Genomic DNA, 15143 nt, shown 5'->3' with positions numbered 1-15143 from the left:
ATTTTCTATATGAAATCTCTATTTTTCTGTATTCCTATTGAATTTACTTTTTCAAAGCGGAATTTAATCTTACAAAGTGGAATTTACTTTTTCAATTCACCAAATTGTAACAGTTCCGTTACGATTCACAGCCGAAATGCGCATAAACTGCGCATTTACGGCCCGGCACAGTAGATTATAGGAACGTTTATGTTTTTCCGCAGGCAGCTTTGGACGCGTAAACGCCATTGCTATGAACAGCTGAAAGCTTTGAATGATTATAGATTCCCACTCCTCCATTTCTTCTTATTTTCAAGACATCTTCAGCTCTTTCTTATTCCTTGCGCAATCCGATAAATACAAATTGATAAGCGTCTGGTTGCCAGATTCTACACTCTGCTCCTTGAAAAACTCAATGGCATCATTAAAGGGAAGCCTGCTTCCTTTCAATGGCTGCCTTAATCACGGGATTCTTCGTATAAACTTTTCGTATGGTATGGTACATTTCCTGTTTTCCTCCGAATTTTGAAAAGAACAATTCAATTCCCGGCACTACGGAACCCTCAAAATCAAATCCTCTTCCTGTGTCACATGATAACCCTCCCAATAAAACGGCAGCCAATTGGAAAATTCAGGAAGAAAGCTCTGTTGATAATATACGATATTCCGCTCCCTGCATACTGCACTTAGGCACAAATAGTAATGAAAATCTTTTTTCACACTACCTGCCTCCCATATTATCGTAAAATTCCCTCTGTGTCAAAATACGTATTTCCTTTGCATACAATAACTGACAAAAAACAATACGGTGTCCACTATCATTTTAATCACTACTTCTGAAATCATTGGCAATATCGATATGCCAACCATTACTCCCAAGGCGCTTAATCCCATTTGAATTGCTGCAAGCATGAAATATTTAACCGATGATTTGCCTACAGTTTCTCCGCTGTGAAACACTACTTTGTAATTGATGATATAGTTATAGACTGCCGAAACAATTCTTGCTAATACAGTTGAAGCAAAAATGTAATGCAAACTGGTCTCCGTTTTCAGAAAAAAACAAAAAACGCTGAAACAGAGCAAATCCAATGCACATGCAGAAACGGAAGAAAAAATATATTTCAAAAACATCCTGCCGAAAATCCGATAGATCCTAATGGAATCTGCAATAGGATCAAAATGCGTTTGGTGATTTTTCTCTGAATCATAGATCGTTTCAATCGGCAGCTCCATAATCGGATAATGTCCGGCGCTTTCTATCAGCATCTCTGTTTCAAATTCAAACCGCTCTCCCTTTACCTCAACCAACCGTTTCATAAAATCTCTGGGTATCCCCCGCAGCCCTGTCTGAGTGTCGCTGACTTGGATTCCAACCACATACGACAGTACTTTTACAGTCAGCTTATTTCCAAACATACTTTTCCAGGGAATCCCCTCACCCTCAAAAGATCTGACTCCTAAGACCAAACATCCGGGATTCACCCGAAGGGCTTCTCCCACAGAATCTATCGCTGCTTTGCTGTGCTGTCCGTCAGAATCTGCTGTTACCGCACCTGCTGCATCGGGGCAATGTTCCAGAACAAATAAAAATGCCGTCTTTAACGCCCGTCCCTTTCCTCTGTTCACCGGATGAGTCAAAAGAATGCCTTTCTCCCCCAAAACCGCTTTGCACTTTTCAAAAATCGGTGCATACTCCAAACCGCTTCCATCATCAACAATAATTATCATTTCTCCGCTTTCCGCCAAATCCTGCACCAGGGCAATCAGCCGTTCATCCGGCTCATATGCGGGGACGATGATTGGTATTCTTCCGTTCATACTATCACCTTCCCCCTATTTCACCGTTGAAATAACCGGGCTGTCCTTCTGCTCCGGATAATTGTCCCGAACCCACTGGCCGATAAATTCATTTTCCTGATCCAGAATCAGGATATACTCATAATTTTCAGCGTCTTCAAGGCCGGATTTTTCTGAGATTACCCTGGCGGACACTTTATCCGTACCAAAGAGAAAACGTCCCAAGTACCACATATAGCCTGCCTCTCTGTCTTCAGAAGCGCAAATCAAATACGATGACTGAGGCGAACTGCAAGATAAAAGCTCACTTTCTTCGATGACCTCCTCAAGCAGACGCCTTGGCCCCTCTACTATCTGATCAAAAATCGTTGGAAAAACTTTTCCTCCTTCCCCCCTCCAGACAACAACCACGGCCAGATAAATGCCCGCCATACAGATCCGGCTCTTCTTTTTATTTTCCACAGCAGACATGAGTTCCAGTAAAAACACAAACAAAAGATAATAAAGCAGAATAAAAATTGTCTTTCTGTACCTGTCAATACCAGACAAATTTAAAGCTTCCTCACCAGGCATGGAAAACAGGTACATAAATGTCACGCCCACCATATATGCAAAATAGATCCCCGCAGACGCCAAAAGGAATTTAAGATATTTTTTTTGCATCGCAGCGCCTGCAAAACATGCCAATGCACCTCCCATGACCATAAAAAAACACAGATAATACAATTCTTTTCCAGTAAAGGAAAATCGAACAATCCCGCTCAAAATGGAGATGATATCATTTTCTTCCTTCTGGGAGAATACATTCCTGTAATTCTGAGCCGTCATCGCATGCTTTGTCACAGATCCATCTGCAAACACATAACTGCAATGGGCATGCCAGAGCCACAGTGATAAAAACGGCGATACAATTGTAAGAATTCTTTCTTTTTTCTTTGACTTGTCCCATTTTATGGATATGCCAAGCAGGATGCACGCTAACAGGGCAAAATATATCCCGGAGTTCTTAATTTGAACAGCCGTGCACAAAAACGGAATTGCATAGTACCCGCATACCCCCCCCCCGGAAATTTTTACTGTCGGCAGACCTTATGCATTCCGAAATGATAAACAGCAGCATTGCCGCTCCCTGCAGAGGAAGAAGCGTATCCACCAGTAAATCTGTAATTAAAATATTATAGCAAAAAATGTAATTTGCAAACAAAAGAACACAGACAAATCCCGCCGCAATATTCTGCCTCACATACTTAAAAACAGGCAAAACAAAACTCAGCATCAAAAATGCCTGGGCCGCCATCTGAGCCGCCTCTGAATCCGAAACTATTTTTGCAAAATAATATACATATGATACGCTGCCAAGAGGGTATTCCTGAAATGTAATCAAAGTATCCTGAAAGGATGGATACCTGTTATTAAAAATCATGGTTTTTGCCGCCAAAGCCCAATGCGAAAAATTATCATACCCTGTAAACACATTTCCTTTGCAGGCAAGCAATACCAAGAAAAATGCCAGAATCAAAAAAGCGTACCCGGCATTTCGATATGTACGTATTACATTTTTTAAATCCGTATATAGATAAAACACCGCAAGTATGATTCCCATACAAAACAAAAGCAATACCGCTGCTTTCAAGCAGTTCAGCAGACCTGCACAAAAAAGCACCGTAATCTGCATGCAAGCGGTAAAAGCCGGCAAAAAAAATATATTCATTTTTGATTTTCTCCGAAAGTACTCCCACATCCCCAAATTTGAAATAAAAAACAGCAATACTCTTCCTGCTGTACTCATCATATTCATCAAATTCCTCCTATTTTGTGAGACTGCCCATTCATTGAGCAGCCTCACTATGACTAAGCTAATACAACAACTCCTATTATCTGATTCTTTTGTTCTTTTGCTAAATTTAATTCATTAGTAATTTCATCATAAATAGATTGCCCAGTCTGTTCCACAAACAATATATTTCTAATTTCTGTTCCCTTTTTCAAAGAATCTGCATCATAGAAAATATTTCCTCCTTCCATGACTTGAACATCCTGAGCAGCCAACTCCTGTTTTAACATGTTTAAAATTATAGCATCCATATTTTCATATTCACTGCCTGTCATGTAAATTTGTTTTATGCTCTGCTGCTTACATGACAGTGAAATATTCGCTGCTATCATTTTGATTTGCTGTTCTACTGACAGCTTTTTCTTCCTTCTGTTTTTTATTTCCAATAATCTGTCATCAATCACTGATAAAAATCTCTTTTTCTTCGGCTGAATGGTGATTTCACCTAAAAGCCGTACATTATAAAAAGTTTTGATTTCTTCTGGATTTTGCAATTTAGCTGCAAAAATAAACTTACACGCTATCCAGCAGCAGAATAGAAAAACCCCTAAACATCCTCCTAATATCATATACCTATAAGGAAACCCAGGTTGTGCCGTTTCCTCCAGCTTTTTATCTTCCAATCCCACTTCATTTTGCAACTGATTTAGCTGCTGCTCCGACATATTCGTTTTTAAAGTATTTAGCTGTGTGTTTATATTTGTAACATTATTAGAGAAATTATTTTTTTTCTCCGCCAAATCCGTGTCTGCAATGACATTCTGCGACTCCCTTAACAACTTTAATCTATGAGAGCCAACTTCCTGAAAATCTTTTTCTTTTTTATCCAATTCAGATTTTAAAATTTTGGAAATCTCTTCTAATTTTTTTTCATCATTCCACGTTATTGCAACCGCCATGGTGCTTCCATTCAGTGTTACAGAGCAAAGCTCACTAAAATCAGCTTGACTTATGGAAAGTTCTGCATCCTTTATTACCTTATTACTCATTTCACCGCTTTTAACATAATTGTAATATAAAGCCATCAAATCACCCGTATAATCTGAATGATTATCTTTTGTATAATTATAAGTATAATCTGATTCCACATAATACTGTAAATCAATGACAGGTTTCGCATAAGGGTCAAGCTGCATTAATACTGATTCATTCAGATATTGTTCATAATTCTCTATTCGTTCTATCATTCCCTTTGCGGCTTCTACTTGTTCTTGTTCTTCAGACGTCAGTTCAATTTCTTCCGCCTCGGCATTCTGGGCCGCCTTATACTTTATAATATCCCCAGCATACTTTGCTCCGCTAATCAAGACAGAAAAACAAACAAAAAAACAGAGAATTTGACGCCAACGAAACAAAATATTCCAAAATAATTCTATTAAATTTATTTCACGTTCCATATTTTCTTGCACTTCCATTAAAATATCCTCCACACAAATTTACTCATAACAGCCTTAATCAATTATTGCTTCTTTCTTACCGCACATTATTTCTCCCTTCTGTCTCTATCACTATATTTTTATGAATGACTCCAATAACAGCGGGTATTTATCGCCATTTTCATTCTTAAACCAGTATTTCGGAGAAACTACAATCTTATCTTCATTTCTTGATAAATACTGCGCCCACCAGGAGAAAGTGGAATTAGAAATGATAAAATGTTTGCACATATACATCATCCTCAACTTCTCCCACACGGCATCTTTTCCTGATTCAAAATAACAGCTGTTCTTGCCGATAAAATCTATATTATTTCTGCACCATTCGACATCATCAGAAAATACTACGAATACCGGATTTTTCACCTTTTCTTTGATACAGTTAACCGCCTTTTCAAAATACTCTTTGCTGCAAATATTAAGCTTTTTTTCAACCTCCGCATTCGATATATAATCACCGCGGCGTATAGAAATACAAACCGTCTCAGCATCAGATTTTAAAACGTCATATAAGAACTTATTTTCAATTAACTCTGCCTCTACCGGCTGAATTTCATCCAATAGCTGATTGCGAATCTTATCAAAATATCTTACATCTTCAAACCGACCATAAACAAACTTGTCCTTTGCAGAAGACTTTTGAATTGCACAGTATGCCGGGCCTCCGATTGTTATGTACAATCCGCTTTTAGAGTTCCGTTTATTGAGCCAATTAAATAATCCACTTCCCCCCCCCCGATCGGAGTATCATCATCGAAATAACGAATTTGATCTTTTGAACAAAATTTCCTTTATCTAAATCCAATACGGTAGCAGAGCCTAATTGATGCTCCTTTATATTAAAGTACTTTAAAGAATTTTCAAAACCTAATTCTTCTGGTTTCTCTCTCGCTTCTTTATAGACTGGCGAAAAATCTAAATAAAGACTGCCTCCTTGCGTTTCCTGAACATATCTTACGGCAGCATATCTGAATAATTGATTTCCAAGCCTTCCACTCATCCTTACATATATGCGGTTCATAGTTACCTCCTATTCTGTCTTCAATTCACCAAAGCGTATCATCTATCCATTTAATAGGTCAAATTCCAAATCTTCAGGGTATCTTCACGATTTAGCGATTTTAATTCTGACGCACGTTTGAGAAGATCCAACATCTTTCTAATATCATCTTTGGAATATCCGGCTCTTTTCCATCGTATTTTAAGAATCTGTGTCAGCGTAACTTTCCACGCATGCCATACAATTTTAGGATAGAATTGCTTCATATCTACCATACGGTATACATAATATCCTGCAACTTTTCCCAACTGTCCCCTCTCCCTTTTACTGGTGGCTCCCACTTTATGATAAACCAGCGTTTTATTGATACATTTACCTATCACATGATTTTTCTTCATTCTCCAGCAGAAATTGAAATCTTCTTCACCATGAAAAAAATCCTCTGATAGTACTCCAAATTTTTCTATCACTGCAGGCCTTACAAATAACGCGCACCCCGTGATGAATTCAGCGGAAATAATATCCGGCATCTTCTCCAGATCTTTTTCTGAATAATACTTTCTTAATCCCCATGGCCTAAGAACGCCGCCGCAGTTCCACAACAAACTGCGATCATAATAATTGTTGATTCTACAGCTTGCAAAACCAACGTTTTTGTCCTTATTCAACAGTTCAATCATCTGTTCAATAAAATCGGCCTTTACCACAGTGTCATTATTCAACAGCGAAATAAACGAATATTCTTTATAAATCTCCCGAATAACCTTATTATTCCCGCATGCAAATCCTGCGTTGTCATCAGATAAAATAAGTAAATTTCCCCTCAGCTTTTTTTCTTCAAATGCAAGGCTGCTGCAGATCTTGAAATCATGCCTGCTCCTCACATATTCCTCTAAAATATCCCGTTCCGAGCTTTTAGAATTGTTATCCATAATGTATACATGGTATGTGAAGTTAGTTTCAGATTCATCCAAAGACTGTATGCACTCAATCGTATCCCTGGAGCCGTTATAATTTAATAGTATTATTGCCAAATCATTCATAAATCTCACTTTCCTTACTCATAAATTCTGTATAAATTGTTCCATTATTCCATTAGTATTCATCTAGCAAGAACCGATTGGATACTCTTTCTGTTCAAAAATAAAAATACACCTACTGCCATACTGTAAATCCACATTCCCATAATCTGAGACGGAACCATCGTTGAAAATATAAAAACAACTGTCATTACAATTTCACCTATAAAACTTTTTACATTAAATATATTTAATGTTTTCATAACAATCGCTTCCGATAAAATGGAGCACAGCATAATTGCGCCGACAATAAATATCAACAGCATCTTTAGACTATCGGCAACATAGGCGCTGAAAATAAACAGACAAATAGCAGTTCCAACAGAAATCAAATTAATAATAAGCATTTGCTTTTCTTTTCTCAAAGTCTTCAAATAATTATTTGTTAACAGGCTGATTTTTGATGAAAAAATGATCATCGGCAATAATACCCCTAAATATGATAAACTATTATTGTATCCCGGCAGCCACTTCCTTAAAATCCAACATCCTGGATAATAGAAAACCAATATTGCTATCATTATCGGATTCATTGCATCCCTGATTTTTTTATACAGCTTCGGCAAATTTCCTTCATCCATTCTCTTTAAAGAAGGAAATAAAACAACACTGATTGCCGTTACAAATGTTAAAAATAGATTTGTAATGCTGAAGGCAAAAGAAACTTTCCCAAAGGTAATTTTGTCCCAATGCCACTGAATCATCATTCTGGCGCTCCCTGTCAGCAAAAAAGAACTCCAATTAGACGCCATCAACATAATACCGGCAGAAATATTCTTCCTGGCCTCTTCGAACGCATCTTTGATTTGCAAAGAACGTCCAAAATACATTCCCTTATTATTGCGTGACGCAAACAGTATTCCAAACACATCACTGCAAAGATCTACCATACAGAAAAAATAAAAATCATCACATCCCAGAAGCAGCATTAGAATTGCCCCTAAGCCGTAAAATACCCGGTATCCAATAACCATTCCGGCGTACTGTTTAATGCGATTGGTAATCTGAAAAGAATAAGATGTATATGTAAATATTGTTCTCACAACAATACCAATCGCTGTCATATAAAATACCAGTTTCATTTCTGCCTGACAAAATATACTGGCGCAAAAAAAAGCAATCAGGCAAAATGCGCTCGTCATTGCCAACAAACATTGAAACTGCGAACGTATCTTTGGCTTATCCAATTCATCATAATCGTATTGCGAATATCTCAGAACAATTCCGTCCAACAGACCAAAATGCAATATCCCAACATACCCGATATACAGCAAATATGTCTGCCATAAGGCATATTGATACTCACTGATAAATTTGGGCAAAATCAAATTCATAATAAAACTGACTGCTAACGAAATTACCTGTGCACTGACTGATAACCCGACATTTTTTTTAATTTGATTCAAACCAACTTGCGAGCTCATGACCTCTCCCTGTTAAATATGGTATTTTCCCACTCTGCACAATGAAAAAACATCTAAAAAAACAGCCAGCAGCAACGGCAGGAAAACGCCGGATACTGAATAAAAGTTACAAAAAAACAGAAAAGCTATTATTGCTGTCGAGTAACAGCAGCTCAGATAGAACTTATTATTTTTTCTATACTGGTAATAAAAATAATTGATTATGCCAAAAATCACCGCTGCATAAACATATGCCCCGGCTAACCCCAGATTATAGGCTGTTTCTCCAAAAAAACCAGCAACGTTTGTTTTTGCCAAGTTGTCCACCTGAAAGATAAACGGATAAATTGGATTAATATAATCCGTAGTTCCAACAAGGGCTTTCCCTATATTTATGATTACAGTAAACGGTATCAAAACATCTCCCTCTCCCATGTGAGACATCGCATAATTGTTTGCCGTCACAGATCCCAGCAGATAGTGAAACATATGCTTTATCGCAAAATCCATAGTTGACCGATACTGTCCCGTTACTGCTGGAATTACATAATAAAGAGTCACAAACGTACCTACCGCGGCGCCTATCAATGGCAGAATAATTTTCAGCATGCTCATAAGATCCGCTTTTCTATCCCGTTTCATAACAAAATAAAGCAAAAAATATGTTAAATTGATAAATATCACATACTTGCCGCCAAAAGCGACGCTGATGCCAAAAACCGCCACGTTCAAGAACAATGTAAACAATATTCTCAATTTTTTGCCAGACTTTACAGCCAGATCCAATGCTACTGGACCAACGATAAATGCAAACGGCGTCAAGCGCCCTAATATGCCGCCGCCCTTACCCTTGATCTCAAGGCCATAGGTTCTGTACAATAACAAAAACTGCATTCCATACGCCGCCGCCCCAGTGAGAAACAGCAGCATTACGCTCCTGTAATTTATGAATCTAATGGAAAAAGAAGAACTGCAATGACGGGATCTTCTATACAAGTAACCACCCGTAAAATCCACGGCAAAAATCAAGAGAAAAAAACTGAATATAATCCATAATGCATGGGCATTGACCGGTATGAAAGAATAAACATTGCTGATGACAAGATTGTTCAAATTAATCAGACACGTATAAACTCCTCCGATAATTGTCAGCGGCGTTATTTGTTTATCATAATTTCTCATATCTATGACAATGAGCAATATTGTAAATAGATCAAATAATAATAAATCCAACCTGTACCTCCAAGCATTATTCTTTTTCTAAATGATATCGTTTTATCAACTCCGGGAAATTATAATTTTTTCCTCAAGGTTAACCGTATTCCGATAACTGAATTTGCCCTGTTTTTCGTACGGCATTCCACTTATCAGAGTTTCATATATCTTCTTCAAATCCACTTGTTCCACATCGTTTTTAATTCTGCTGACATTATTTAAATCACCGCAAATCTCCCGGCAGACATCTATGTCCGATGTAATAACCGGTATGCCGTATTCCGCTAATTCACAAGTCATAACTCCCTGTGTATCTTCTCTCGTAAGCAAAAGTCCACACCGGCTCATGTCAATATATTTCATAATTTCTTCATGACTTAAAAATCTGTCAATCCACACAACATTTTCCGGAACCTTGTGTACTTTATAAAATTTGCCGCGGCCAATGATCAGGAATCGATATTCCGAATATTTCTGTGCCAAATTATCAACCAGATCTACGCAATATTTAGAACCGTCCATATCGTTTCGTATTGTAATAAAATCGTATTCTTTATTTCCATCAAACCTATATGAATTTTCCTCAAATACCTTGCCAACGCTATTATTGATGATATGCACATGTCCTTGTAAATCTACATCTGTAAGTTTTACATACCTCTGAAATTGATTATGAAGCCAGTTACTCACAAAAATAAAATCAGATTTGCAGGCAACTTTCTGATAAAAATTATGCCATAACAACAGCTTTAATTTATCGTAGCCATTTTGCGCCTGAATCCTCAGCCAGTTCTCCTTTTTCATATATTCATAAGGCTTCGGGTACACTTCATTGATCTTCATAACCTCATGTCCATGAAAGAAAAATATCATACGTTCAAAACGAGTGCCGTACTTTTTTAAAAAACGATAATGATTTCTTACATTAGCGGCATGCGATACTGCAATGTCATATTTCTCATTTATCTTTCTATATGTTTCTTCTGAAATAACTTTTATGCCATCTATAACATAATCCGTTTTTGTATCAAAACTGAGTACTGTAACTTCTATTCCATGCTGAATATAGTACTTGTTTCTGACATGCACATATCTTAATAACGCACCGCCGTCATGGTTCGGATAATTTTGAACAAGAACCAATATTTTTTTCACTTATAAAATTCCCCTTTCATATCTGTGCTTGCAAAATCCTTCAGCGGCAGTCTTACCGGCACGTCTTCTCTCTGGCTTTTATAAATGGCCAGTATCACTTCCAACGCATTTCTGCCGGCCTTCGCGTCTACATAAGGCTCTCTGTTCTCTTCGATTGCCTGAACCATATCTGCAAACAGACTGGAATGCCCATTCCCATACACATTACTGGTCTCTTCCGTCAATCCCTGCTTCTGATGATCTTTTTCTGTCTCATCTGCAAAATCCCAGACTTCAATATTATTCGTAGAGGTTCCGCCTAATTTTACAGTTCCGTTTTCACCAAATAAATACAACGTCTCCTCCAGATTCTTCGGATACACATTGGTGGTTCCTTCCACAGTTGCTACCGCACCGTTCTTAAACTTCAGCACTGCCATTCCTACATCTTCCGCTTCCAGATAATAATGAAACCGCTGCCTGGTGGCTCCGTACACTTCCTCCACTTCGCCTCCCATCATCCAGCAAAGCAAATCTATCCCATGAATGCACTGATTCATCAGGGCTCCGCCATCCTGTTCCCAGGTTCCCCGCCAGGCCGCCTGTGTATAATAATTCTGGTTCCGATTCCACCTCACATGAACAGACCCATGAGAAAGTTTTCCAAATCTCCCCTGTTCCAATGCGTGGCGCATCTCCTGCACCGCAATGTTAAAACGATTCTGATGACATACCGCTACTTTCACGTTTTTCTCACAGGAGCGTCGGATAATCGCATCTGCATCCTGGATATTCATTGCCATGGGCTTCTCAATGATTACATGAACTCCGGCTTCTATACAGTTCAGGGCAATTTCTGCATGAATTCCGCTCTTCGTGGCAATGCTGACAAGCTCCGGTTTCACTTCCTCCAGCATTTTCTGATAATCTGTGTACCGTTTAATGGATATTTCTTCCTGAAGATTATATTTTTCCAGTAATTCTTCCATATGCTCTTCTTTGATATCACTTACCGCCGCAATTTCCAGATGATTGTTCAATGCGGCTTTGATATGGTTTGCCGATATCCTTCCGCAGCCAATTAATGCATATCTCACTTTTCCTAAACCTCCCTTATAATTTCAATCCCTGTCTCATTTAACTGATATTGATTCCCACATAAAGGACATATCAGTTTCTTATCCAAAGCATTCATGGTTGTCCCGCATTTGCAGACATATCCCGTCAGTTTTGCCGGATTTCCCAGCATCAGTCCATAGTCCGGCACATCTTTTGTCACCACTGCGCCTGCTCCTACCAGAGCATAACTCCCGATAGTATGACCGCATATAATGGTTGCATTTGCCCCGATCGTTGCGCCTTTTTTAATAATGGTAGGTTTAAATTCGGACTTTCTGCTGATAAAACTCCTTGGATTTATCACATTCGTAAACACACAGTTTGTCCCAAGGAACACATCATCTTCACAGACAACCCCGGAATAAATGGCAATATTGTTTTTAATTTTTACCTGATTGCCTATCACCACGCCATTTTCAATAAATACATTGGCGCCCAGATTACAGTTTTCTCCAATGGTAGCGCCTTCCATAATATTGCAGTTCTGCCAGACGCTAGTACCCGCTCCCACCTGGGATTTTTCGCTTACACATGCGGAAGGATGTATTCGTACATTCTTGTTCATCTTATCCCTCCCATGCATTTACAATATCCGCAACCTTTTTCATTTCATGATCTTTCAATTCCGGAAAAAGCGGAATCGCTGTTCCATGCTCTGCTAAATGTTCTGCATTTGGCATATCTCCTGTCTGATATCCCAGTTCTTGAAAGACTTTTTGCAGATGCAGCGGAACGGGAAAATACACCCCTGTGGCAATTCCATGCTCTTTCATATAACTGCGGAATTTCTCTCTGTCTTTCACTTCTACTACATATACATAATAAATATGGTTTCCTTCTGATCCGCAGACAGGTTTCTTCACCTTGGAATTCGATATATTGTTATGATAATATAACGCAATTTCACGTCTTTTTGCATTCCATTCATCTAAATACGGCAGCTTTGTCCGCAGCAATGACGCCTGAAGCGCATCAAGCCTGGAATTATAGCCCACCACAAAATTAAAGTACTTGGGGAGATTTCCGCCAAAATCCAGATGTTCCAAATCCACCGAAACCTTCTTTTCTTTCCCATAAGCCAGCAAACCATTCTCACCGCTTCCATGCACACGGTATGCCTGACACAGCCGGTACAGTTCTTCGTTATCTGTCACAATCATGCCGCCATCTCCTGCGCATCCCAGATTTTTTGTAGGAAAAAAGGAAAAGCATCCCATATCCCCCATGGAACCTGCAGGTTTTCCTTTGTACTCTGCTCCTGCCGCCTGCGCACAGTCCTCTATGATACAAAGCCCATATTTTTCTGCCACTGTTTTGATTTTATCCATATCTGCACATTGTCCGTACAAATGCACCGGAATAATGGCCTTGGTCCTTTCTGTGATTCTGGACTCTATTTTTTCTGCATCAATGACATATGTATCTTTTGTACAATCTGCAAAAACCGGTGTTGCGCCCACAATCGCAATTGCCTCCGCCGTTGCAATGAAACTCATGGCGCAGGTAATTACCTCATCTCCTGCTCCGATTCCGGCTGACAGAAGCGCCAGCACTAAAGCATCTGTTCCATTGCCCACGCCTACTGCATATTTCACACCGCAATAAGCTGCAAATTCTCTCTCAAACAAGGCAACTTCCTCTCCCAGAATATACCTCCCGGAATGCAGCACCCGAAGAGCTGCCTCATCCAGTTTTCGCTCATAATTCTGATACTGCCTTGTCAAATTCATCAATGGTATCATTCTCATTCCTCCCTGAAACTCCACAAAAATTACTTTACAACTCTTCTATAATTTTTATCAGTTTTCCCGTCAGCACTTTAAAATCAAACTGTTTTACTGCTTTCACCGCATTTTCTCCCAATAACTCTCTCTGCGCCTCGGACATATGATATAATTCCCTGATGTCTCTCCCAAACTCTTTGGGAGTGTTTCCCTTTGTCTCATATCCGCAGCTGTTTTTCTTCAGGATGCTATATCCCGTATGCACCATGGAAAAAATCGGCTTCCCTGCTGCAAGATATTCAAACATTTTATTGTAACTGCAGCCATATTTCAGCGCATCCATATTCTGCCAGCACATAATATTGACATCACTCTCTACTAAAATCCCTGGTATTTCTTTTCTCTTCACCAGCCCTTTATATTTTACATTCGCAATTTTCTCTTCCTGAATTCGCCTTTGAATCTGCGGCAGATAATCGCCTGCTCCCCAAATCAGAAAACGGATTGCCGGTTCATCCTGTAATTCTTTTGCGGTGTCCAGCAGCGCGTCAATTTGATTTGCCTTTCGGATAGAACCGGTATAGACCAAATTAAAAAACCTTTCATCCCTCAAATCCTCATCCTGCGTTGGATACCGAATCGCATTTTCTTCAAATCCCTTAAGATCCACTCCGTTATTGATATAATGAATTTTTCTTAAATTTATCGGCCCGCCCTGAGCCGTATCCCACTTTTTATCATGAATATACCTGGCCCCTCCTTCCATGGTAAATACCACAGCCGCAGCTTTGCGGTACAGATATTTTTCCAGAGAATACAGCATAGCCGTTATCAGACTCTTTTCTTTTACAGCGCCCAATGATATCAGCTCTGCCGGCCATAAATCACGAATTTCCACAATACAGGGTACCTTCCATTTTCCTCCCATCTCAATTCCCGCCTTACAGGTCAATGGATGTACATGGGAGGCCAATATAACATCCGGTCTTTTCCCGGCCCGCCAACACTTCCTCATAACCTTTTTCACGTTCCAATAGAATTCCGCCATATTACGGATACGGCTGATTCCGTTCCCCACATAAGGATGGGTCTTTACGATGACAAAAATAATTCCTTCCTGTTTTTTCACCGTATAGTCTCCATCTATTTCTATCACCTGATCTGAATTATGTATCGCATTTGCGCAAAAAATAACCGGACGGTATCCTCGATTTAATAACTCTTTTGCCATCCAATAATGCCTGCCGGCTTTTTGGAGCATCATATCTGCTGCATAATGATTTAATATCCAAACATTTCTCTTCACTTTCATCTCTCCCTTTCATTTTTGCTGAATAAATGCGATATGTATTCCATGGAATAAAAATATATATTCCATAGAATAAAATCAACGCAAAAAAATCCCAGACAAATAAGGCAG

The 15143-nt window shown here is 39.0% G+C and carries 16 protein-coding genes; all 16 read right to left on the bottom strand.

The features are described from left to right. Window positions 1-403: 403 nt before the first annotated feature. Complete coding sequence (locus ACTO17_RS18300) at window positions 404-586, bottom strand: hypothetical protein (protein WP_482558947.1); 183 nt, start codon at window positions 584-586, stop codon at window positions 404-406. 152 nt (window positions 587-738) lie between these two features. Then, window positions 739-1800, bottom strand: a complete 1062-nt coding sequence (locus ACTO17_RS18295; RefSeq protein WP_482558946.1) for a GtrA family protein — start codon at window positions 1798-1800, stop codon at window positions 739-741. Between the two features lie 15 nt (window positions 1801-1815). Then, window positions 1816-2622 carry a hypothetical protein gene (locus ACTO17_RS18290; RefSeq protein ID WP_482558945.1) on the bottom strand — a complete coding sequence of 269 codons (807 nt, stop codon included), beginning with the start codon at window positions 2620-2622 and terminating at the stop codon, window positions 1816-1818. A gap of 163 nt (window positions 2623-2785) precedes the next feature. Next, window positions 2786-3490 carry a hypothetical protein gene (locus tag ACTO17_RS18285; RefSeq protein WP_482558944.1) on the bottom strand — a complete coding sequence of 235 codons (705 nt, stop codon included), beginning with the start codon at window positions 3488-3490 and terminating at the stop codon, window positions 2786-2788. A 140-nt stretch (window positions 3491-3630) separates the two neighbouring features. Then, window positions 3631-5028, bottom strand: coding sequence for a hypothetical protein (locus tag ACTO17_RS18280; RefSeq protein ID WP_482558943.1), 1398 nt, complete (start codon window positions 5026-5028; stop codon window positions 3631-3633). Window positions 5029-5121: 93 nt separating this feature from the next. Beyond that, a complete protein-coding gene (locus tag ACTO17_RS18275; protein WP_482558942.1) occupies window positions 5122-5730 on the bottom strand; it encodes an alpha-1,2-fucosyltransferase in 609 nt (202 codons plus the stop codon). Between the two features lie 31 nt (window positions 5731-5761). Further along, window positions 5762-6070: a hypothetical protein gene (locus ACTO17_RS18270; RefSeq protein WP_482558941.1), complete on the bottom strand. Its 309-nt coding sequence runs from the start codon at window positions 6068-6070 to the stop codon at window positions 5762-5764. Window positions 6071-6120: 50 nt separating this feature from the next. Further along, window positions 6121-7092 (bottom strand): glycosyltransferase, encoded by a 972-nt coding sequence (locus tag ACTO17_RS18265; protein ID WP_482558940.1) that lies wholly within the window; start codon window positions 7090-7092, stop codon window positions 6121-6123. 59 nt (window positions 7093-7151) lie between these two features. Beyond that, window positions 7152-8552 (bottom strand): lipopolysaccharide biosynthesis protein, encoded by a 1401-nt coding sequence (locus ACTO17_RS18260; RefSeq protein WP_482558939.1) that lies wholly within the window; start codon window positions 8550-8552, stop codon window positions 7152-7154. A 12-nt stretch (window positions 8553-8564) separates the two neighbouring features. Continuing rightward, a complete protein-coding gene (locus tag ACTO17_RS18255) occupies window positions 8565-9764 on the bottom strand; it encodes an O-antigen polymerase (protein ID WP_482558938.1) in 1200 nt (399 codons plus the stop codon). Window positions 9765-9809: 45 nt separating this feature from the next. After that, the gene (locus ACTO17_RS18250; protein WP_482558937.1) at window positions 9810-10901 is read right to left on the bottom strand and encodes a glycosyltransferase; all 1092 of its coding nucleotides are present in this window, start codon (window positions 10899-10901) and stop codon (window positions 9810-9812) included. Beyond that, complete coding sequence (locus ACTO17_RS18245; protein ID WP_482558936.1) at window positions 10898-11977, bottom strand: Gfo/Idh/MocA family protein; 1080 nt, start codon at window positions 11975-11977, stop codon at window positions 10898-10900. The genes ACTO17_RS18250 and ACTO17_RS18245 overlap by 4 nt, the downstream gene beginning before the upstream one ends. A gap of 5 nt (window positions 11978-11982) precedes the next feature. After that, window positions 11983-12564 carry an acyltransferase gene (locus ACTO17_RS18240; RefSeq protein ID WP_482558935.1) on the bottom strand — a complete coding sequence of 194 codons (582 nt, stop codon included), beginning with the start codon at window positions 12562-12564 and terminating at the stop codon, window positions 11983-11985. A gap of 1 nt (window position 12565) precedes the next feature. Next, window positions 12566-13741, bottom strand: a complete 1176-nt coding sequence (locus ACTO17_RS18235; protein WP_482558934.1) for a DegT/DnrJ/EryC1/StrS family aminotransferase — start codon at window positions 13739-13741, stop codon at window positions 12566-12568. 34 nt (window positions 13742-13775) lie between these two features. Then, the gene (locus ACTO17_RS18230) at window positions 13776-14954 is read right to left on the bottom strand and encodes a glycosyltransferase family 4 protein (RefSeq protein WP_482558933.1); all 1179 of its coding nucleotides are present in this window, start codon (window positions 14952-14954) and stop codon (window positions 13776-13778) included. Continuing rightward, window positions 14890-15143 (bottom strand): hypothetical protein (locus tag ACTO17_RS18225; RefSeq protein ID WP_482558932.1); only part of this gene is annotated, 254 nt, incomplete at its 5' end. The genes ACTO17_RS18230 and ACTO17_RS18225, both read right to left, overlap by 65 nt.

It is taken from the genome of Petralouisia sp. (assembly GCF_056822245.1).
The sequence above is the reverse complement of the archived record's forward strand: the minus strand, read 5'-3'. Positions and strand labels throughout refer to the sequence as shown.